Annotated in this window: 16 protein-coding genes and 4 tRNA genes; 5 read left to right on the top strand and 15 right to left on the bottom strand. The window is 48.4% G+C overall.

What is annotated here, in order from left to right:
- Positions 1-453 precede the first annotated feature (453 nt).
- From QZV31_RS12460 to QZV31_RS12435, 6 genes are all read right to left on the bottom strand, one after another.
- The gene (locus QZV31_RS12460) at positions 454-663 is read right to left on the bottom strand and encodes a hypothetical protein (protein WP_143005956.1); all 210 of its coding nucleotides are present in this window, start codon (positions 661-663) and stop codon (positions 454-456) included.
- 137 nt (positions 664-800) lie between these two features.
- Positions 801-876 (bottom strand) — tRNA-Phe (locus QZV31_RS12455).
- Between the two features lie 4 nt (positions 877-880).
- Positions 881-957, bottom strand: a tRNA-Asp gene (locus QZV31_RS12450).
- Positions 958-970: 13 nt separating this feature from the next.
- Positions 971-1,046 (bottom strand) — tRNA-Val (locus QZV31_RS12445).
- Positions 1,047-1,049: 3 nt separating this feature from the next.
- Positions 1,050-1,125 (bottom strand) — tRNA-Lys (locus QZV31_RS12440).
- A 150-nt stretch (positions 1,126-1,275) separates the two neighbouring features.
- Positions 1,276-1,701: a hypothetical protein gene (locus QZV31_RS12435; RefSeq protein ID WP_093729763.1), complete on the bottom strand. Its 426-nt coding sequence runs from the start codon at positions 1,699-1,701 to the stop codon at positions 1,276-1,278.
- 248 nt (positions 1,702-1,949) lie between these two features.
- Between QZV31_RS12435 and rsmH the strand changes: the two genes are divergently transcribed.
- Positions 1,950-3,032, top strand: coding sequence for a 16S rRNA (cytosine(1402)-N(4))-methyltransferase RsmH (gene rsmH, locus QZV31_RS12430; protein ID WP_295361196.1), 1,083 nt, complete (start codon positions 1,950-1,952; stop codon positions 3,030-3,032).
- A gap of 194 nt (positions 3,033-3,226) precedes the next feature.
- Complete coding sequence (gene ilvD / locus QZV31_RS12425; RefSeq protein WP_295361193.1) at positions 3,227-4,903, top strand: dihydroxy-acid dehydratase; 1,677 nt, start codon at positions 3,227-3,229, stop codon at positions 4,901-4,903.
- Positions 4,904-5,210: 307 nt separating this feature from the next.
- Here the strand turns inward: ilvD and QZV31_RS12420 are convergent, their stop codons facing one another.
- The 8 genes from QZV31_RS12420 to QZV31_RS12385 all read right to left on the bottom strand — a co-directional run bounded on the left by QZV31_RS12420 (position 5,211) and on the right by QZV31_RS12385 (position 15,495).
- Entirely contained in the window at positions 5,211-6,743 is a 1,533-nt protein-coding gene (locus tag QZV31_RS12420) for an ABC transporter permease subunit (RefSeq protein ID WP_295361190.1), read from the bottom strand.
- 130 nt (positions 6,744-6,873) lie between these two features.
- Complete coding sequence (gene phnC, locus QZV31_RS12415; protein WP_295361187.1) at positions 6,874-7,614, bottom strand: phosphonate ABC transporter ATP-binding protein; 741 nt, start codon at positions 7,612-7,614, stop codon at positions 6,874-6,876.
- Between the two features lie 132 nt (positions 7,615-7,746).
- Positions 7,747-8,778, bottom strand: coding sequence for a PhnD/SsuA/transferrin family substrate-binding protein (locus QZV31_RS12410; protein ID WP_295361183.1), 1,032 nt, complete (start codon positions 8,776-8,778; stop codon positions 7,747-7,749).
- A 477-nt stretch (positions 8,779-9,255) separates the two neighbouring features.
- Positions 9,256-9,483 (bottom strand): hypothetical protein, encoded by a 228-nt coding sequence (locus tag QZV31_RS12405; protein ID WP_295361180.1) that lies wholly within the window; start codon positions 9,481-9,483, stop codon positions 9,256-9,258.
- Positions 9,484-9,681: 198 nt separating this feature from the next.
- Positions 9,682-10,698, bottom strand: a complete 1,017-nt coding sequence (locus QZV31_RS12400) for a TAXI family TRAP transporter solute-binding subunit (protein WP_295361177.1) — start codon at positions 10,696-10,698, stop codon at positions 9,682-9,684.
- Between the two features lie 307 nt (positions 10,699-11,005).
- Entirely contained in the window at positions 11,006-12,994 is a 1,989-nt protein-coding gene (locus tag QZV31_RS12395; RefSeq protein WP_295361175.1) for a TRAP transporter permease, read from the bottom strand.
- A 78-nt stretch (positions 12,995-13,072) separates the two neighbouring features.
- Positions 13,073-14,470 carry a sodium-dependent transporter gene (locus QZV31_RS12390; RefSeq protein ID WP_295361172.1) on the bottom strand — a complete coding sequence of 466 codons (1,398 nt, stop codon included), beginning with the start codon at positions 14,468-14,470 and terminating at the stop codon, positions 13,073-13,075.
- A gap of 242 nt (positions 14,471-14,712) precedes the next feature.
- Positions 14,713-15,495, bottom strand: coding sequence for a DUF3298 and DUF4163 domain-containing protein (locus QZV31_RS12385; protein ID WP_295361170.1), 783 nt, complete (start codon positions 15,493-15,495; stop codon positions 14,713-14,715).
- A 298-nt stretch (positions 15,496-15,793) separates the two neighbouring features.
- On the opposite strand from QZV31_RS12385, the gene QZV31_RS12380 reads away from it, so the two are divergent.
- Together QZV31_RS12380 and QZV31_RS12375 are read left to right on the top strand one after the other, a co-directional pair.
- Positions 15,794-17,020, top strand: coding sequence for a hypothetical protein (locus QZV31_RS12380; protein ID WP_295361168.1), 1,227 nt, complete (start codon positions 15,794-15,796; stop codon positions 17,018-17,020).
- Between the two features lie 220 nt (positions 17,021-17,240).
- The gene (locus tag QZV31_RS12375) at positions 17,241-18,038 is read left to right on the top strand and encodes a vWA domain-containing protein (protein WP_295361165.1); all 798 of its coding nucleotides are present in this window, start codon (positions 17,241-17,243) and stop codon (positions 18,036-18,038) included.
- Between the two features lie 137 nt (positions 18,039-18,175).
- Here QZV31_RS12375 and QZV31_RS12370 read toward each other — a convergent pair whose 3' ends face one another.
- Entirely contained in the window at positions 18,176-19,096 is a 921-nt protein-coding gene (locus QZV31_RS12370; protein ID WP_295361163.1) for a 2-dehydropantoate 2-reductase, read from the bottom strand.
- A gap of 353 nt (positions 19,097-19,449) precedes the next feature.
- Here QZV31_RS12370 and QZV31_RS12365 point away from each other — a divergent pair, with 353 nt between their 5' ends.
- On the top strand, positions 19,450-20,478 hold the full coding sequence (locus QZV31_RS12365) for a hypothetical protein (protein WP_295361161.1): 1,029 nt from the start codon (positions 19,450-19,452) through the stop codon (positions 20,476-20,478).
- Positions 20,479-20,999: the final 521 nt, after the last annotated feature.

Here is a 20,999-nt window from a genome sequence, read left to right as displayed (position 1 = left end):
CTTTAGCTGCCAAACGGAATCTGCGGTTGCCACAGCGTCGAAGCGCTGTGAAATAATATTTAATTATTTTACTGTCTACTTGACGGGGAGCGGTTCAAACCGCCGGCATTTTTTATTTATGAACCTTTAGGAAATAATGGTTTCGCATATAATTCTTAACTGCGTTGCCAAATAAAAAAGCGACTGGCCGACACCAGTCGCACAAAAGAAAAACACCGGAATCTTTTCATGCGGATTTACATTAACCGTAGGGGATACTGTAAATCCGCAAGATGCTATTTAAGCAGACTCCACAAAGCAAAAAATAGAAGAGGAATCATCAGAAAAGGGTTAGCTTCCGCTAACACATCACGCAAAAATTAGTTAGCTTTCGCTAACCAATTGTATTTTACTGTATCGTTTACCTTTTGTCAAGCATTTTTACAAAGACTCTGCAAAAACTTCGGAATCACTTCACATAAACACATGAGGCGCGCCGGGAGGCAGCAACCCCAACAGGTCTGCCAGAAAATAGGCAGACGCGGGAATCAGGATTCCGAAAGCAGTTCCCCAGGCTTTGTCACCCGTCTGAAAATTACGGTAACAGCCGCGGATACTGCAGATCAATATAAGTCCCCAGATAAAAATAAGGGAAGTTGTAGTACTCTCTCCGCCAGGAAACATAAACGACACCTTCTTTTTCAACGATACCGTTGCATTAACGCTTTTCAACAAAAACCTGCTATTCAGAAAACGTTACACAGGTTTCTTTATACAAAATTACCCACGGTATAGTATCCGTGGGTAACAATTATTCAGAATGGTGCCTCAGCACAGAATCGAACTGTGGACACAGGGATTTTCAGTCCCTTGCTCTACCAACTGAGCTACCGAGGCATAGTGGCGACCCGGACGAGACTCGAACTCGTGACCTCCGCCGTGACAGGGCGGCATTCTAACCAACTGAACCACCGGGCCACACATAAAAAAATGGTGGGCGCTAACGGGATCGAACCGCTGACATTCTGCTTGTAAGGCAGACGCTCTCCCAGCTGAGCTAAGCGCCCACATGGTGATCGACCGGGGGCTCGAACCCCGGACCCACTGATTAAGAGTCAGTTGCTCTGCCAGCTGAGCTAGTCGACCACTTGACGTGTTACTGGAATATTATAGAACAAAGGAAAGGGATTGTCAAGAAAAAGTTGATAAATCTCGAAGAAATTCAAACAATATTTCTCTTTCCCTTGCCAAGCAACATCTTAATCCGACGAGAAGAACGACTCGAATAGCTTGTCATTAATCCGCAATTTCCAGTTTTTCCAGATTTCTGTACATGAAATCCAAACGGTCAAATCCAAAATCCAGATAATGCTGGATGCTGTCCGTCGTTGTATTTTCCGGCCAGAATACTATGATCAGATTCTTCCCTTCCACATTATAATTATAGCTGTCCGCTGTATGATGGCGGTTCAGCAGACCGTTAAACTGCTGCAATACTGCCACGCATTTACGCGGGTGATATTTACTTAAATCCGCACCGACTACCTTTACCATCATAAAACGTCCGGGGGGAACTGCAATCACTCCCATATAATCTATGCCAGCCGCTTCGGAATGATGTTTGATAATATATACGTCGTTACCCGTAGCGGAATCAACCATAACCTCATACGGAACATTTTTTTCATCCAGCCATGCCCGCACATCTTCAATCGTTATCATCAGTCCTCATCCTCCTTCATTAATCGCGGAGTAATATTACTATATTATTATAATATATTATCCCTTTACGAACAAGCGCTCTTCCGTTTTCATTCATAAGTTTTTTCAGAATTGAAAATTAGAAATGCACCCGTTGTTTCACGTGAAACAATTTCTGTTTTTAACCTTTTCAAAATTCACAATTCAATTTATAATTTACAAGATAAGACTCTGAACAAATCAAACACGTCAAAGGAAAACAGAAGGATATGAATTCGAATACCAAAGAAACAAAACATACTGCTCCGGAAAAACATGTGCGAAGAAAACACTATGCCGGACGTTATCCAAAAAATTTTGAAGAAAAATATAAAGAACTGAATCCGGAAAAATACCAGGATATTGCAACCCATGTAAAAGCAAAAGGGAGCACTCCGGCAGGCACCCATATTCCCATCATGGTCAGGGAAATCCTTGACTTCCTGCAAATCAAACCGGGTCAGACCGGTTTTGACGCAACACTGGGATACGGAGGCCACACCCGCGCCATGCTGGAACAGTTACAAGGCAAAGGACATCTGCATGCAACAGATGTAGACCCCATTGAGTCTGGGAAAACACAGAAACGGTTGCTGGACGCAGGGTATGGCGACGATATTTTAACCATACATCATATGAATTTTGCAGGTATCGATAAAATCGCTGCCGAATCAGGTCCTTTCGATTTTATCCTGGCAGATTTGGGCATTTCCTCCATGCAGCTGGATAATCCGGCACGTGGTTTTTCTTACAAAACAGACGGCCCTCTTGACCTGCGCATGAATCCGCAGCGTGGCATCTCTGCCGCAAAACTGCTGCGAAAGCTTTCCGCGGAAGAGCTGGAAGGAATGCTTATGGAAAACGCAGATGAACCTTATGCAGAAGAAATCGCGCGAACCATTTCCTCTGACATACAAAACGGTATTCCCATTAATACAACAAAAGAGCTGTATCGGGAAATAGAAAAAGCACTCTCCCATCTTCCGGGAAATGAACGAAGGCAAAGCGTAAAGAAAAGCTGCGCCCGTGTCTTTCAGGCACTGCGGATTGATGTAAACGCAGAAATGGAATCCCTGTATGCCTTTCTTGAAAAACTCCCCTGCGCACTGGCACCGGGCGGGCGGGTTGCCATCCTGACCTTCCATTCCGGAGAAGACCGGCTGGTTAAAAAAGCTTTCAAGCAGTATGTTAAAGAAGGTCTGTTCAGCGACGCCGCCAGAGACGTAATCCGCCCATCGGCAGAAGAATGTGTTGCCAACCCCAGATCCAAATCCACAAAGCTGCGCTGGGCAATACGGTCTGAAAGCGAATAGTTCAGCCATCTTATCTTCGCGGTTTAAAAGCTGTAACGCTTTTTACATTTTACTTGTTTATCAACGCGTAATCCCATGTCATCTTCTGCCATCTGATTGACAATCACCTATTATAGGCATAAAATTATATAGATACATTCGTTGGAATAAACGAAGAAAACTCCATATTTTTTTGAAAGAAAAGAGGTTATCCTATGCGAAGCGATTTAGTTAAAAAAGGTTCCACCCGTGCTGCACACCGTTCTCTGTTTTATGCACTCGGATTCAGCGACGAAGACTTGAAAAAGCCGCTGATTGCAGTTGTTAATTCCCAGACTGATATCATTGCCGGTCATGCCCATCTGGACGACCAGGCCAAAATGGTAAAATACGGCATCCTCGCAGCTGGCGGCGTTCCCATTGAAGTTCCTGCCATCGGCCTTTGCGACGGTATCGCCATGGGCCATGAAGGGATGAAATACCCGCTGGCAAGCCGCGAACTGATCGCCGACAGCATTGAAGCGCAGATTAACGGCCACGCCTTTGACGGCATGGTACTGATCCCCAACTGCGATAAAATTGTACCCGGCATGCTGATGGCTGCGCTGCGCCTGAATATCCCTGCTGTATTCTGCAGCGGCGGCCCCATGCTCCCCGGTCGTTACGAGGGTAAAGACATTTCTATTTCCACCACGTTTGAAGCGGCCGGCCGTTTTGAAGCCGGCAAAATCGATAAAGCAGAACTGTCCCGCATCGAACGCTGCTCCTGCCCCGGCTGCGGCAGCTGCGCCGGTCTGTTCACCGCAAATACCATGAACTGCCTCACCGAAGTGTTAGGCATGGGCCTGCCCGGCAACGGGACCATTCCTGCAGCCTTCCAAGGTGACCGTGCCCGTCTGGCCAAAAAAGCGGGCGAAACCGTTGTCCGCCTGGTTAAAGAACAGCTCCTGCCACGGGATATCATGACTATGAACGCCTTTAAGAATGCCATCACGGTGGACATGGCCATCGGCGGCAGCTCCAACACAGCGTTGCACTTACCGGCTATCGCCCACGAAGCCGGACTCAAACTGCCCTTATCCCTGTTTGACAAAATCTCCAAGAAGACTCCGTACCTGACCAAACTGAGCCCCGGAGGTTTCCATCATATGATTGACCTGAACGAAGCCGGCGGCATTTCTGCTGTCATGAATGAACTGAGCAAACTGGGACTCATTAACAAGAGCTGCAAGACCGTCACCGGCAAGACCATCGGTGCTTTGATCAAAAACGCGGTCATTACGCGTCCGGATGTAATCCGCACCGTAGAAGACCCCTACCGCAAGACCGGCGGCATCGCCGTACTGACCGGCAACATCGCGCCCATGTGCTCTGTTGTAAAAGAGAGTGCCGTAGCGGAAGAGATGCTGGTACATTCCGGTCCGGCCCGGGTATTTAACTCGGAAGACGAAGCTATCAAAGCCATTTGCGCCAAAAAGATTAACAAGGGCGATGTAGTCGTTATCCGTTATGAAGGACCCAAAGGCGGCCCGGGCATGCGGGAGATGCTGAATCCCACCTCCGTACTGGCCGGCATGGGACTGGATAAAGACGTTGCCCTTCTCACCGACGGTCGCTTCTCCGGTGCAACGCGCGGCGCCTGCATCGGCCATATCTCTCCGGAAGCCCGTGAAGGCGGCAACATTGCGTTAATCGAAGAAGGCGACATCATCGAGATCAACATCCCGAAACGTTCACTAAACGTTAAGGTTTCCGACAAAGAACTGGAAAAACGCCGGGCAAAATGGAAATGCCCGCCGCCCAAAGTAAAGACTGGTTACCTGGCCCGTTATGCAGCGCTGGTATCCTCCGCCGCAGAAGGCGCCATTGTCCGTGTGCCCGGTGAAGAGTAATTATTGAAAGCAAAACAGAATCATAATCAGGTGTGTTTCTGTTGAATAATCTTTACTTTCGTTTTAAACGCGGAACCGGTTTTTAAAAGTACTCTTGTGAATAATTACAAAACAAAACTGTACAAGGCAATGGAATTTCCACTTGCTTTGTACAGCTTTTATTTTGCTTTATATTTCTTTGCGTTTATATTTCTTTTGAAACAACAGAATGGATTCGAATTATGTTTACATTCTTTCCTTTTCACGTATTGGAACAATCGTCATTGTGTTTTCCATTACGCAAGAGGCATCGTACTACCATACCTGCTTACCTGACTTTACGCAACCGATATGCCCTGCGGTATTTTTCCGAAACGGCTCCTGCCGCAGCCACCACCAGTATCAGGCCCCAAAGCAGCGCGCCTGCCTGTTTCCATTCGTAGTGATTCATAGCCAGAACCAAAGGAGTACCGATGCCGCCCGCACCAACCAGGCCCAATACGGCAACTTCCCGCAGGTTGATGTCCATGCGGTAGATAACGGCGGACAAATAGTGCGGCAGTATCTGGGGAACCACAGCCCAACGCACAGCCGCCAGAAGATTAACACCTGAAGCACGTAACGCATAGTACGGTTTCAAGTCAATGCTGTCAATGGCAATCAGGAAGCGTTTGGCCAAAAGACCGATGCTGCACAGAGCCATGGTCAGCACGCCGGCAAACGGCCCAGGTCCGGTCACCCGGATCCACAGCAACCCGTAAACAAGGACCGGCACCGAACGGAACACAAGCAACAGCAGACGAACCAACAGTGCTGCAAAACCAAAAAAGCGGAAACAGGAAAAAACAGATAACAGAAGGGCGAATAAAGTTCCTCCGAGAGTTCCCAAAAAAGCAATGCACAGGCTTTCAAATAACAAGGCTGGCACCGCATCCGGGTCCGGAGAAAACATCATTGTAATATCCGGATTTACAACGCCTTCAACAATAGATTCCAGCGCGGTTTTGTTCACATCTGATATGGCCGGAAATCCGTTTAAAAAAGAGAAAATGATGAAAAAAGCGCACAGAATCACGGGGACATACCCTTTTTTGTGTTTTGTTTCCGATTCTACCAGACGAACGCGCAGGAACCCGCTTAAACTCTCCGTTGCCAACACTACCAGATATAACACGCAAAGAATCATGCCCACTTTGGAGTACTCCCGCCAGGCCAGCTTCTCATTTAGCAAAAGACCTATGCCTCCCGCCCCCACAAAACCCAACACCGCAGCGTTACGCACATTGGATTCCAACAGATACAGCAGGTTGGCAAGATAACCCGGGAGTATCTGCTTCCACACAGAGACCCACCAGGCTTTGAGGCGCCCCGCTCCCGCATATTCCAGCACACGGGCCGCATGCAGGTCTGCGTTCTCGCTGTCTTCGTATCCCAACCGGGAAAGCACTGCCCCGGTGGACAGGGTAACCGCTATGATGCCGGACCACATGCCAAGACCGAACACAAACGTACAGAGCAAGGCCAGAATCAGCACGGGAATGCATCGAAACACGTGTACTGCCGTCTTAAGGGCAATCCGCACAGCTTTCCACTGATTCACATACCCGTTGCACAGTACTGTCCCCGCTGCTCCGATGATTCCGCCAAAAACGGTTCCCAGAAGGGAAATATACACTGTGTCCCGCAGCGGAACCAGAATCACATCCAGAAAGGAAGTATCCGGAGGGAACATCCTGCCGACAGTGTCAATAAAGTAATGTCCCCGCTCCCATAACAGGGGCAGGGAAAACTCTGTCTGCCATAAGGAAATTAGCAGACAAAGCACAACTATTACACTGCGGACAAGATATGACCGTTTCATTTCTTTCCCTCTTATACAACAACAATTTCAGTAAAAACTTTTTGTTGATAGACATACTCTGCCACTTATCTCAGCCGTCTTCGCACAATTGCAATGAAATCCTTGCAGACAGCACACAGGCTCCGCCGTTTCATTGCGCGCCTCCGTAAACATCCGCAAAGGAGGCTTCATCCCAGGCGGACACAGAGGCGTCTTTTACCACAACGCCCTGCTTTAAGCCGATGATCCGTTCCGCATATTGCACAGCCTGCGCTGTATTGTGGCTGTTCATAACTACCGTCAGCCTATTCTCCTGCTGGAGGGTTTTAAGTAATGAAAGAACCTGTTCCGCGGCCACCGGATCCAACGACGCCACCGGTTCATCGGCCAGAATGATGCGGGCCTGCTGCAGCAGCGCCCGGGCGATGGCAACCCGCTGTTTCTCGCCTCCGCTTAAGGTCGAAACCAATGCATCCGCTTTCTCAGCCAGCCCGACTTTGGCCAGGGCCGCTTTCGCATTTTCCCGGTCCTGTTCCGAAAAGCAACCCGTCATGACGCGCCATAACGGATTCCGGAACAGCGCCCCGTGCAGCACGTTTTCCAACGCCGTCGACTGGGGAACCAGACAGAAATCCTGATAGATTACCGCAATCTTTTGCTGTATCTGCCGCAGTTTTTTTCCGCTGCAGTGTGACAGGCATTCCCCGTCTACCCAGACAGTGCCCTGCTGCGGTGTCACCATCCCGTTGAACAGCTTCAGCAGAGTCGTCTTCCCTGCCCCGCTGCGCCCGATTACGGCCACAAACTCCCCTTCTGCAATCTGCAGGGAAACCTGCTGCAAAACCGGTTCGTCCTTATAAAATTGATGAGTTATGTTTTTTAACTCCAGCATCGCGAACCACCTTAACGTAATATCTCAGGTACCAATCATCCATTCACTAATCCGTTCGTGCCGCTTTTCCGGCAAACCTCCAAGGACCTGCCAACATACCGCATAATGCAACGGCATCGCATCACAAGTTGTTTACTTCCCTTTCAGTTCCCGCTGTACCCGGCGTTCGTCTTCATAATTATTCGCATCGGCCCAGTCGTAGCCTTTGTGACCCAGAATCTTCAGCGCATCCAGCCCCTCTTTGGTCTTTCCGATTTCAATCAACGCTTCTCCGAAAGCCTTCCGGAACTTCTGGTCCTGCATGATTTTGGACGTTTTGCTCACACAGACCGTATCGTTATAAATCTTATCCGTCACGCCGATGATGCCCGTCTGTTTCCAGATCGTATCCGCGCCCCCCAGCTTTGTCTGCCAGTTCTTTTCATTGCGGATCCGTATGTGGGAAAAGGCCACCGCGATGTCCGCCTGCCCGGAAGCCAGCCGCGCCATGGATGTGGTATAAGACTCTGCCTGCACCACATGGGCCAGGTCAGCAATCGTTTTCCCGTATTCCTTTTTCAAAAATAAGGAAGGATACAGGTAGCCCGAAGCGGAAGCGGGGCTCATCACTGTCCAGGTCAGCCCGTTCAGCTCCTCCCAGGAAGGCTTTTCCCCCTTCTTCACTTTCTCCAGCAAGGCTTTTCCCTTGGCGGACGGCCCCGTCACCAGAACAGAGCGGTAATGTTGGACAAGCTTGTCGTTAAACTTTTCCGGCTCCCCTTCGTTCCAGATTTTTACGTCTGTTGTATCCTTACTGATCCCCTGCCGCAACGCCGTGAGCAGTACATCGATTTCCTTGTCGAACAACACATAGGTCGCGCCGGAAACAAAACCCGCATCCGCGCTGCCCGCACTTAAGGCTTCCCCGACCGCGCTGTAGGACGTGCCCACGCTGACGGACACCTTGCCGACCGCAAAGCCTTTTTCTTTCAGCTTCCCCTGCAACATTGTACTTAACGGACCTACAGCTGTTTTGACCGTCTCTGCATCCTGATAAGGAGAAACGGCAATCTTCAGTTCCTTAATCTCATTACTCCCGGTACTGCTTTTCTTTTCGCTTCCACAGCCAGCCAGCAAACCCACGAAAAGGCAAAGAAACATGATAAAAGCAACTATCTTTTTCATTTTAATCCCCCATTCTTTCGCTATAAGATATTGAATACTGCAACCATGCCTCTCAATTCCAAAAAGATACAAAAAATAATAAAAGCGCGACTGCATATCGCGCCTTGCATGCCAAAACCAAAATGCGTTTCAGGAACGATATGCATGAAATGGAACTATCTTCACTCATACAAACCGGCGGTCGATGATCTCTGGCATCCTCTCAGCCCGGCACACGGGCTCCCTCGCATTTCGGCTTCAGAAAATATTTTTATTTTCATACAGGACCAGGGCGCTCCCCCAAGTCCCAACCGTTCTATTTATTGAAAAAACTTCCTGACGTTTTCTTTAACTGTCTGTAGCTGTTTCACGTGAAACACCAATTCCTTTATATAGGAATTTTAGCATATTAACCTTTGTTTGTATAGCCAATGTAATCTGTTAAAATTAAATCTGGTTAGCATCATGAACAGGCTTTTCCCTGCCCGTCGATTCGTGTCAACGGTTGCCTTCTTCTGCTTCTTTGCCTTCTTCTGCTTCTTTGCCTTCTTCTGCTTCTTTGCCTTCTTCTGCTTCTTTGCCTTCTTCTGCTTCTTTGCCTTCTTCCGCTTCTTTGCCTTCTTCTGCTTCTTTGCCTTCTTCTGCTTCTTTGCCTTCTTCCGCTTCTTTGCTTTCTTCCGCTTCTTTGCTTTCTTCTGCTTCTTTGCTTTCTTCCACTTCCACCACTTCAACATTACCGCCTGCTTCAGCAGGCTAGGAGCAATAACCTTTCATAGCAAAAAAAGAATTCTGAAATAATACCAAACCTATAATTGTTAAAAGCAATACTTTTCTTTTCAAGATTTCACCTCATTTCATGGAATAAGGACTTTTTTCATAAAAAAACGCCCGGGCACATGTCGTGCCTGAGCGTTTCCTATAATATTATTTCAGCACGCCGATTTCCTTATAGTATTTTTCAGCGCCGGGATGCAGAGGAATCTTGGCAATATCTTTTACTGCTTCAGTCGGTTTCAGGCCTTTCAGGTTTTTCTGAGCCTGGCCCAATTCATCAATATGTTCCCAGAAAGATTTGGTCATCTGGTAAACGGTTTCGTCTTTCAGATCGTGACGGCAGAACATAACCATTTTAATCGCGGAAGTGTTAACGGCTTCTTTTTGGTTCGGATAGGTGCCTGCGGGGATAGTGTATTTAACATACCAGGGATATTTTTCCTGCAGTTTCTTAATAATATCATCGCTGATGTTCACCAGACGGCAGTTCGAGCTCAGCGCCTGGGAAACAGCAGAAGCCGGGGTGCCGGACATAATCCATGCGCCGTCAATCGTGCCGTTCTGCAGCATATCGGCTGCGCCGCCGAAGGCGATGTATTCCGCTTTGATTTCATCCGGGAATTTGATGCCGGCTGCAGTGAAATGAGTCTGGCATTCGTTGTAAACGGAAGAACCGGCAGAAGCAACCGCAAAATGTTTGCCTTTCACATCTTCCAGTTTGGTGATACCGGATTTGTTGGTCACAACCACCTGGTTGGGATTCAGGTACAGACCGGCAATGGCTTTCAGGTCTTTATAAGCGTGGCCTTTAAAGCTGTCCGTGCCGTTCATGCACTGATATGCATTGCTGCTGATTGCGATGGAAACCTGGGCTTCCCCATCGGAAACCATGTTCAGGTTGGCAATACCACCGGCAGATGCCTGGCTGGCTGCACTAACAGAAGGAACGGTTTTGTTCCAGTTATTGGTAATGGCAGCACCTACTGCATACAGGGCGCCGGACGCAGAAGCCGTCGGGAAATTAATCTTAATTTTATCCGTAGCTGCCGCAGGAGCTTTCTTCGGTGCTTCCGCCTTTTTGTCACCGCCGCCGCAGCCAGTTAATGCCCCTACCATTAACATGGTGGCCAAAGATGCGCTTACTATGCGTTTCAAGGATTTTTTCATATTTCTTCTCCTCCTAAAAAAATTAACATGTTCAGGTAATGCTACATGAATTATTATATATCTTTTCCCGGAAAAATAACAGTGTTTCCTTAAGAAAATGATTACGTCAGGAAAAGACTTCGCAAAACCGTCCGCATTTGCTGTTTTATGGACTCATTTGCCTACGGCTTCGAAACTCGGGGCTTCGCCCCTCAAACAATCTCGCCGTTACGGCAAATTTCATCTCATAAAACTACGCAAATACTCCCGATGTTTTGCTTCAGTACTTTTCCCTGCGTAAAACCATATGCTCAACAAACTAATATTTTTACTCTTTCTTCCCTCTTATAAACTGCAATGCTCCGATTACCGCCAGGCAAATCAGGCCTGCAAAATCGGTAAACATCCCCGGATAAAGCATAGCCGGCGCCGCGGCCACCAGAATAATCCGTTCCAGCACATTACATTTCTGCACCAGCCAGCCTTCCAGTCCGGCCACCAGGGCAATGGTTCCCACACTGGCAGTGAACACAGTCCATAAGGTTGTCGTCAGCGCTGCGTTTGGATCTACCCCAATCAAAAGCACCGGGTTATCCAGGAAAAAGAAAGGAATGATAAAACCGATCAGCCCTAACCGCACAGCCCACAGCCCCGTCTTCGTCTGGTCGGAGCCTGCGATACCGGAAGCAACATAGGCGCTCATGGCAACCGGCGGGGTGATGTTGGACAGACAGGCGTAGATGAGACAGAACAAATGAGAAGTAATCGCCAGCACGCCGGCCTTGATCAGCACCGGAACCGCCACCGCCTGCACAATTACATAAGCGGCCACGCCGGGCACGCCCATTCCCAGAATCGTGGACATGATCATGACCAGAAGGCCCGTCACATAAATATTGTCGTTGTTAATTACATTCAGGATCAGGTAACCCATGTTGAGACCCATGCTGGTGAGGGTCACCGTGCCGATGATGACACCGATGATGACGCAGCAGACGCCAACGGAGATGGCGCCCTTGGCCCCTTCCACCGTGGCTTCGATAATCTTGCTCCAGGTCATGCGGGTCTCTTTCCGGATCCAGCTGGCCCCGATGGTAGCAAAGATAGCAATGACCGCAGCATACAAAGGCGTGTAACCCGCAAACATGAGGGCAATCAATACAACCAGGGGGATCACCAGATGTCCCTGCTCCCGGATTACTTTCATCGCATCGGGAATGTTTTCCTTTGACAGACCCGAAAGCCCCAGCCGTTTTGCTTCAAAGTGTACAGACATCAACAGCCCCAGATAATACAGGAAAGCCGGCATGATCGCCGCCAGCATGACCTTCGTATAACTCAGGTTCAAAAATTCCGCCATAACAAAGCCGACCGCGCCCATAATAGGAGGACAGAACTGTCCACCGGTAGAAGCTACCGCTTCCACCGCCCCGGCAAATTCCTTCCGGTACCCGGTCCGCTTCATCAGAGGAATGGTTATGGTTCCCGTCGTCGCCACGTTGGCAATGGCGGAACCGTTGATCATACCCATGAGGGCAGAGGCTACTACCGCCACCTTCGCCGGACCGCCGGGAGTCTGGCCTACTAATGTGAGGGAAAAATCGTTAATGAATTTGGAAAAGCCGCTGTGTTTTAGGAACGCTCCAAACACAACAAAGAGGAAAATGTACGTAGCTGACACACCGATACCGGTGCCCAGCACACCCTGGGTCCCCCAGAACTGAGTAATCAGCACCCGCTTCAGGGTAAAGCCGTTATGTCCCAGCAGCCCCGGCAGAAATGCGCCGAACCAGTTGTACCCCAAAAAAATCAGTGCCAGCAGCGCCAGATTGCCGGACGCCCTTCGGGCCGCCTCAAACACCACCAGCAGCGCCACCGCCGCAATGCCTACCTCAAAAGAATCCACCCGTCCCCCCGTCTGGGCAATGCGGGTGAAATTCATAATCAGGTAACCGAAAGAACCGGCGCCCAGTAAAATCAGAAGCATATCCCAAACCGGCGGCAAATTCCGCACACGCTTTTCTTTTTTGTATGTAGGAAACAACAAAAATGTGAACAGCAGCAAAAAGATACAGTGAAATGCCCGCAGGTTAATGGCACTGATTGCGCCCAGCGTTGTAAAATACAGCTGGAATACCGTCCAGACGCAGAGCAGTACGACCAATATTTTACTCATAGGACCGATATAGGTCCGCATACGGGAGTCCGCTTCCTTTTCTTCCAGTAATTCCTGTGCCTTTTTGTCTAGCTCTTTCTGCAGCTGCGCTTCACTCGTTACGGTATCAGGATTTACGGCAGCTTTCTCTTTCCCCTGCATAAAACACAATCCCCTCTTCCACACACCGGCCGGTTGACGGAAAGCCGTTCATCTGAAAACTTCCCGGTTAAACCCGCATCAGTTAAACACGCCAAAAGCCTGTAAGAATAATACAAACAGCAGTACCGGCGTAACATATTTGACCATGACCCGGTACATGCCTTTACGCCCAAATGTATATTTCCCCTGCTCGATTTCTTCAATGATCCAGTCCGCTCCTACAACCCAGCCGATCAGCAGGCATTCGCCAATGGCCACCAGCGGCATGAACACAATATTACTGATATAATCCATCAGATCCAGGATCTGGGCCACCGCGCCGTTGGGCAGCGGCAGTTCGAAATAGGCCACATTATAGCCCAGACATACGATGATACCGCCGATCAGAGCATACAGACCAATCAGCAGTGTAGCCTTGGAGCGCTCCCAGTGGAACCGGTCCATAAAGCTCGCTACGATAGCTTCCTGTACCGACATGGCGGAAGTCAGCGCCGCAAAGGTTACCATGACGAAGAAAACAATTCCCACAACCGTCCCGGCAGAGCCCATGGCAGCAAACACCTTAGGCAGGGAGATAAACATCAGCGACGGACCCGCGGACATACCTTCCTTACCCATAAAAGTGTAGACAGCCGGAATAATCATGACACCGGCCAGAAACGCAGCCAGGGTGTCAAACAGTTCAATGTGATTGATAGACTGGCTCAGGTCCACATCTTTTTTTGCGTAGGAGCCGTAAGCAACCATAATGCCCATCGCAACCGAAATAGAATAAAACAGCTGTCCCATGGCATCCATCAGTACATTCAGAAATTTGCTGAAGGTAACACCTTCCAGATTGGGAACTGTGTATATCAGAAACCCTTCCCACCCCGTGCGCGTCACGCCGGACGCATCCGTATAGCTTAACGTGAGAGAGTACAGCGATACCCCGATGATCATAAGGAAAAAAACCGGCATCAATATTTTGGAATACTTTTCAATCCCCTGTTCCACGCCAAGATAAATAATAAATACAACCGCCGCCATAAAAATCGCAAACCAGAAAATCGGCTCCCAGGTACTGGTGATAAAGCCGGTAAAATATTTATCCCCCGCAGCTGCCAGACCGGCGCCGCTGACAAATGCCGCCAGATACTTTAACACCCAGCCGCCGATGACACAATAGTACGGCAAAATCAAAACCGGCACCATACAGGCCAGCACACCGATGACAGAGCCCCGCTTATCCATCAGGGTATACGCCGTTAACGGACCCTGCCGGGTCTTACGCCCGATTGCAATTTCCGAAGACAGCAGCGTATAACCAAAGGTTGCAACCAGCAACAGGTAACAAACCAAAAACAAACCGCCGCCGTCGCGGGCCGCCAGAAACGGAAACCGCCAGATATTTCCCAGGCCAATGGCACTGGCCGCCGAAGCCAGAACAAAACCAAGCGTTCCCGTAAAATTATTTCTTTCCTTTTCCTGATTCAAATGAATGTCCCCCAAGTCTCTAAAATGAATTTTGTGCCAATGTTTTCACGAGTATGTCACAATAATAATGTTCATTATAATATGAAATTCGCTTTAAAGCAACTTATAATTACATAGAAAACGCCATTTCAGCAAGGTTTTGTATAGAAAATTCTCCGTTGCCGGCCAAACTAAAAAACGCTTTCAGACGTTACCATAAACGCAAGCCTGAAAGCGTAACTATCATACGTGAAAACTGCGTGTCATTTCAAATACTTTTCATTGAACAGCTTTTCGTTCCCCTTAAAGGGAATGAAGGCCTCAACCGGTCCCATTACGGCTGGCCCCAGAGTATCCGGCGGGAAGATCATGGTAATTCCTTCAGTACCCCAGGTCCATCTCAGAGGCGGTTCTCCGGCATAATCCCTTTGGAACAGGTCGTCCACAACGGTCTTGTAGTTATCGTAATAAAACAGCTGCCGCTCCTTTTTAACCTTTTCCAGGGCCGGCTTCACATACTTATCCCGGAACTCGTTCCGTTTGCCGGGAGCCAGCGCGTCGTCCATCGTTATGAAATTGCCGGTCACCGGGTCAAGGTTGTAGGTAAAGATATCGGTGTTCGGATGAGCCCCGCCCCTGCTTTGATAATACTCTACGTAGAGGCTCAGAATGTTCCGGTCCAGATATCTCTGCCAGATTCTTTCTTCCAGCAGGAAATACATATAATCTTCCGGGCGGTGCATTTTCAGTTCCACCGCATCCTTGTAATCTTCCTTTGCTTCGTCTGTCATACGGTAACTCCACTCCTGGTTATGCACCTGCTCCAGCTTTTTTGCCAGGGCCGGAAATTCGTCCGCATTCTCCACGACCAGGCGGGTGTAATCGGTGACGATACAGACCTGTCCCTGCGGTGTCCGATACTCCTTTTTCTGCTGTTCCATTTTTATGGAAGGAAGTACTCCCGCCGCCGGCGATTCCGCAAAACAGGGTAACGCAGCACTTAGCATCAGGAACGTAGTAATAAGAGTGATGATTATTTTTTTCAAGATACAGCACCTCCTAAGATAACATAATAACAGAATCGCTGTTCCAAAAATCCGGGTTCCTTATAGCGCTTCCGGTAATTCTCTCAAAAGCAATCACACAATAACCGCTGATAATTTATTATAGCTATTTTAACACAGATATCTTATAATATAAATACGATCTATCCGCAAATTTCTTTGTCCAAAAAATTAAGGAGACGCTGCTCCATCCGGCTTTTTTTACTGAAAACCGACAGCCCATGGAATCAGTATTTCCCGCACAAGACAACGATCCCAGAGAAAGGAGAGAAACCGTCCTATGAAACGACTGCTGACCTTCTGCCTGGCAATCCTTTTCTGCCTGTCCTTTTCCGGATGTTATCTGGATGACTTCACTTCCTCCGAACAGGACAAACAGTACGACAGCGCAATAAAAATCTTTAAAGAATACCTTGCCAAAACGGATCCCAACGCAAAAATCAAAGAGGTTTCCAGCGTGAAGTATCTGGGTGAGAACCACCAGCTGCAACTGACGGAATTTGTAAGCGGCGAATACCAGTCCGGCAGCAAAAAGCTGAAGTTTGCCGTCAACACAAAAACCGGAGACATCTATACCTCAGAACGGGCTGATTTATACGCGGAAAAAACAGCCGCCCTGGTCAACGACATGCTGGGACTGCAATGGACCGCGGTAAAACCGGAGGTTCACATCTCGTCCCGGGTGGATATGCACGGCAAAAAGCCGCCAATCGGGGGCAGCAACGAAGACAGCGAACTTCAAGGCGTACTGCCCGTTACCATCAAAGACATGGACGTCTTTGCCAAAGACTCTCTTAAAAACAAAAATTACTCCGTAAACCTGCACTTCATCTATACCGGAGCCCCGTTACGTCCCCGTGCGGTGATGGAGACGGCGGCGGAACAATTCGGCAGTCGCCTACGCCTGGACCTGCAACGTTTCCCGGACTCCCTGCAAAAAGACGTGGAAGCGGCCAGCCGCGCTGCCTGGGGCGAGAACCCCCGGTGGCCGGTGAATGGGCACGACTCCCTGGCCGTTGAATCCCTGACAATCCACGGAAGCGACAAACTTGAACACAAACAGTGGCAGGACTATAAAGACAAAGCGCCCTTTACCATCCACTACCCTGCCCGCACCCTTGTGCGGGAAAAACAGAAAGACAGTTCCTATAAAGAACAGGAAAGCCGTTTCGACATAACCCGCGACATGCAGATTAAACAAAACGGAAATGCGTTTGAATTTGTCACAACCAACAACCGCAAAGTTAAATTCTTTGTCTTTATGGACAGCCTGGCCCCGGCCGATAACGTAACCGCCATCGCAGCACGCAACCGAAAATTCCACGACGCCGCCTACAACGAATACGGGTGGCATCCCGTACTGGAGCGCTGGTGTGTCGGACAAAAAATACACAAAACAAACAGTCCCAACCAGATATACGCTATGCAAGAAGACGACCTGATCATCATCGGCAACGAAGGCCTGAATAAAATGAAACCAAAACAGAAAGAACCGGAGAAAAAATAACAGTGCAACCCTTTTCGGCAATTATTGAAAGATTTTCAAAACATTTCACAAGCCGGAGTCAAAAACATAAATTTGACAAATTATAAGTTTATAATAGTTGTAATTGGGAAATAGGAAAAGCAGCAGCGTCATGAAAGGCATGCCCTAATGACAGCGTAATCTGCTTCCGTTTTATCTGAATTTTATTAATCAGCCAGTTACTGCACGGGAGGAATTAATCATGAAAAAAATAGCCATCATGTGTGCTGTTCTTCTGTCCATCGCCTGTTTCATGACAGCGTTTGCTGCTTCTTCTTCGAAAACGCCCCCAGTCAAGGGAGGCATTCCTGAAGGTACCAAGATTTATGCCGCTGAAACCACGGAAATCGAAGTACCTTCCGAACAGAAGAAAAAGGCTGAAAAGGCCACTTCCATGGACCTGGTGCTGATTTTGGACAAATCCGGTTCCATGTACGGCCTGGAAAAAGACACCATCGGCGGCTTCAACTCCATGCTGGACAAACAACGGGAAAGCAATCTGCCGGTGAAGGTTACCGCAGTCATGTTTAACAACGCGGTTTCCACCATTTACGAACGCACCGACCTGAACAAGGTGAAAAACATCACAGAAAAAGAATATACCCCCCAGGGCACCACAGCCCTGCTGGACGCCGTAGGCAACACACTGTCCCAGCTGAAGACCCTGCCCGACATCGATGCCAAAGGCAACAAAGTGCTGGTGGTCATCACCACGGACGGCAAGGAAAACGCCTCCAAAGAATGGACCTACGCTAAAGTAAAAGCGCTGATTTCCGAACTGCAGAAAAAGAATTTTGAATTTGTCTTCTTAGGCGCCAACATTGACGCAGCCGCAGCTGCGCAGAACATCGGCATCAAAAAAGAAAATGCCGTAAAATACAAAAATACCAAAACCGGCGTAAAGGCCAACTTCCGGGCCGTAAATGCCATGGTAGACGATTACGCAGCCGGCGAAATGAAAGCCGCAAGATGGAAGAAAGAAGTGGAAGAAGATAAATAAAATATTGAAAAACGTGCTATTTCCCGGGAAATAGTTAATCCGCCAAAGTGTCTTTACAAACTCTTTGGCGGATTTTTGTTTGCAGGAAAACGATTCCTTTCCCACTCTTTTGTATCTTAATCAGGCGACAGTTCAGTTTATTGATAATCAAACTTCCCGTCGTTCTTTTCTTCCAGCGCCTTAATCGCATGATAGGTGTATTCCGCAAAAGGAACCTCCAGCCCTTTTGCGGCCGCTTTTTCCATCAGTACTTTGCAGAACATGTCGATTTCCGTATGACGTTTGGCTTCCAGATCCTGCAATGTGGAGAAGCGCGCCCTTTCCAGCCAGCGGGGACGGGTATTTTCCAGCGGGCCGTAGGAAATGCCGCAGGCTGCCGCCACCTTGCGGGCCTCCGCTTCCAGCCGATCCCGGATAAAGCCCACGTGTTCACTGTCAAAGTAGGAAGCGTATCCCGTGCCCAGCACCGCCTGGGGCAAATTATAGGCAATATTTAAGGTAAATTTCAGCCATTGTTCCGAAATAATGTCTTCACAGAAATGGTAACGAAGCGGCGTTTTGGCAAGCAGCTCACGGATGGCCAGCAGCCGTTCCGACTCTTCCCGGGAATCCTTTTCTCCCACAAACAGACCCGGCGTTTTCTCTGCATTAAACGTTACACTGTTACCCTTCCGTTCCGAGTTAATACGCATCAGGCTGTAGGCTATCCGTGCCGGATCAATTACCGTCCCGATCATCTCTTCACTGTCAATGCCGTTCAGCAGGCTGAGCACTGTGGTGTGGGGCGCCACCACCGTACGAATGTCTTCCAAGGCATCGTGCAATCCGTTATACTTTGTGGACACCAGCAACAGGTCTACGCCCTTTGCCTCCTCCGGTGTTTTTACTTTCGGTTTATAAATATTGTCATTGATGCAGAGCCCTTCCTTTTCCAGCCGTTCTTTCCGCTCCCCTTTGGCAATCAGGCAAAAATCGATATCCGGCGCAGCGGAAAAACCGTAGATAAAATAGGAACCAATCGCTCCCGCGCCAAGAATGGCAACCGTCTCAATCTTCATGCTCGTACTTCCCCTCCTGCAACAGATTTAAATTTAAGAAACACTGCTATCATTCGTCTGTACGCTGCCCGGTGCTTTTTGCGACTGCCCTGAAAGCGCCTATACCAGCGTTTTTCATACTATGCACCTTGTTACCATTATGTTATATATTATTATAACATACTATCACGGCAAAAAGGCAAATCGCATAACAGCAACAAAGATAATTGAAACAAATCTTTCCTTTACTTTTTCTTTTTGATACAATAAACGTGTAAGGCGAACGTAACGCCGCTATCATCAAATGATGAGCAGAATTTGTAGTTTTAGTTGGAAATGTGTTAATAAGAAAACGCAACTCGGGAGGTGTCATCATGCGATTCTGGAAATTCGGACTCTTTTTGCTGTTCTGCAGTCTGTTTGGCCTGCAGGGATGTACCGGGGCAGAAGATAAACCGGCGCAAAAACCGGAACAGAAACCGGATATATCCTTTACTCCCAGCGAGATACAGAAAAGCGAGATTTCATTTTTGCATAATAACTATTGCTATGAGCTTATCATGGAACGGGACGGGGATAAAATCCTCTGCACCATGCGCACCATAAAATCAAGATTTAATCCTCCACCCCCCTCTTCCGGTTTTACAGGAATGAAGCCGGGTACAGAGGCGCCGAAGAAAAATGAACGCATCTTTCCCCGGGGCTGCAGCTTTACTGTCAATGAAAAAGCACTGGCAGATCTTGACCAGCTGCTGCAGAAGGGCGGAATCAATATCGCTGCCGCCACAACGGACCCCGTTGAAGTGAAACAGCTCCGGCTGCTTTATGTGGAATACAAGAACGGGAAACATATCACGCTGAACCGGGCCGGCAAAGACAGTTCCTTCCGTAAAGAGGTTCCCGATGAAAAGCTGACAGCGTTTATGGAACAGCTGGCCAAAGACAACGGGCAAAAGCTCTATGACGGAACGGTAATGCTGGGGCAGCTTTTGCAGTGCCACTACAGCAGCGCCGGCAGTTCCAGCGGCGGACACCATTTTATTGACCTGAGCCGCAAGAGCAAAACAGAAGCTCTGTTCGAGAGTCGGTTCAAAGCCTGGTACAACTCACCGGAAAAAACACAGAACCGTATCATACCCGCGCAGATGATGGATGATATGGAAGCCCTGGGCCGGGAATACAAGATCGATACCTGGGAACCTTTCCGGGAAACCGATTTAATCGCCCTGGACGCCGCATCTGTATCCATTTCCCTTTCCTACGGCAAGCCCTGGTCCTGGGTAAAATGGGACATGCGTATGGGACCTCATCATGAGTTTACCCGTCCCCAGTCGGAGTATTACCGCAAAATTTACAAACAGCTGCTAGATGAAGACAAAAAAGGGATAGATAAGTACTATTAATAAAAAAAGCAATGACGCTTTCAGACAGGTCATTGGCAGGTCATTTTCAAAAGAAAAAAGGCATGATAAAAGCGGCTCCCGATTTCTCGGGAACCGCTTGTTTTCTTTGGAGCCACTTATAGGATTTGAACCTACGACCCTCTCATTACGAAAGCCTCACTGGGATTCGTACAGCAAATTGCTCCTTGCTGTATGATCTTTAAATTCCTTAATAATCGCATGTATCAATTGCCTTTGACATCATCACATTTTTTATCACAGCACCGGCTCAAAATTTAATGAGGAGATTGTAAGGAGCAAAATTTTGGAGGGAAATAAGGAGCAAGCTTCATAAGGAGCAAACCCTGAAAACAATGTCCTTACTCGCTTCCAATACGATAGTGATGGATCAGCAGACTAGTTTTAAGTATGGCAAATTGGGGTTTGTATGATCCATCTTACTGGTAATAACTCAGAAGTTCTACACTTCCTGAACTAAGGGACATTGCATGTAGCAGATATCTACGCCTCCGCCGGACACA

The sequence above is a fragment of the uncultured Succiniclasticum sp. genome, from assembly GCF_902793885.1.
Lineage (GTDB): Bacteria > Bacillota > Negativicutes > Acidaminococcales > Acidaminococcaceae > Succiniclasticum.
This window is presented reverse-complemented; position numbering and strand designations above follow the sequence as displayed.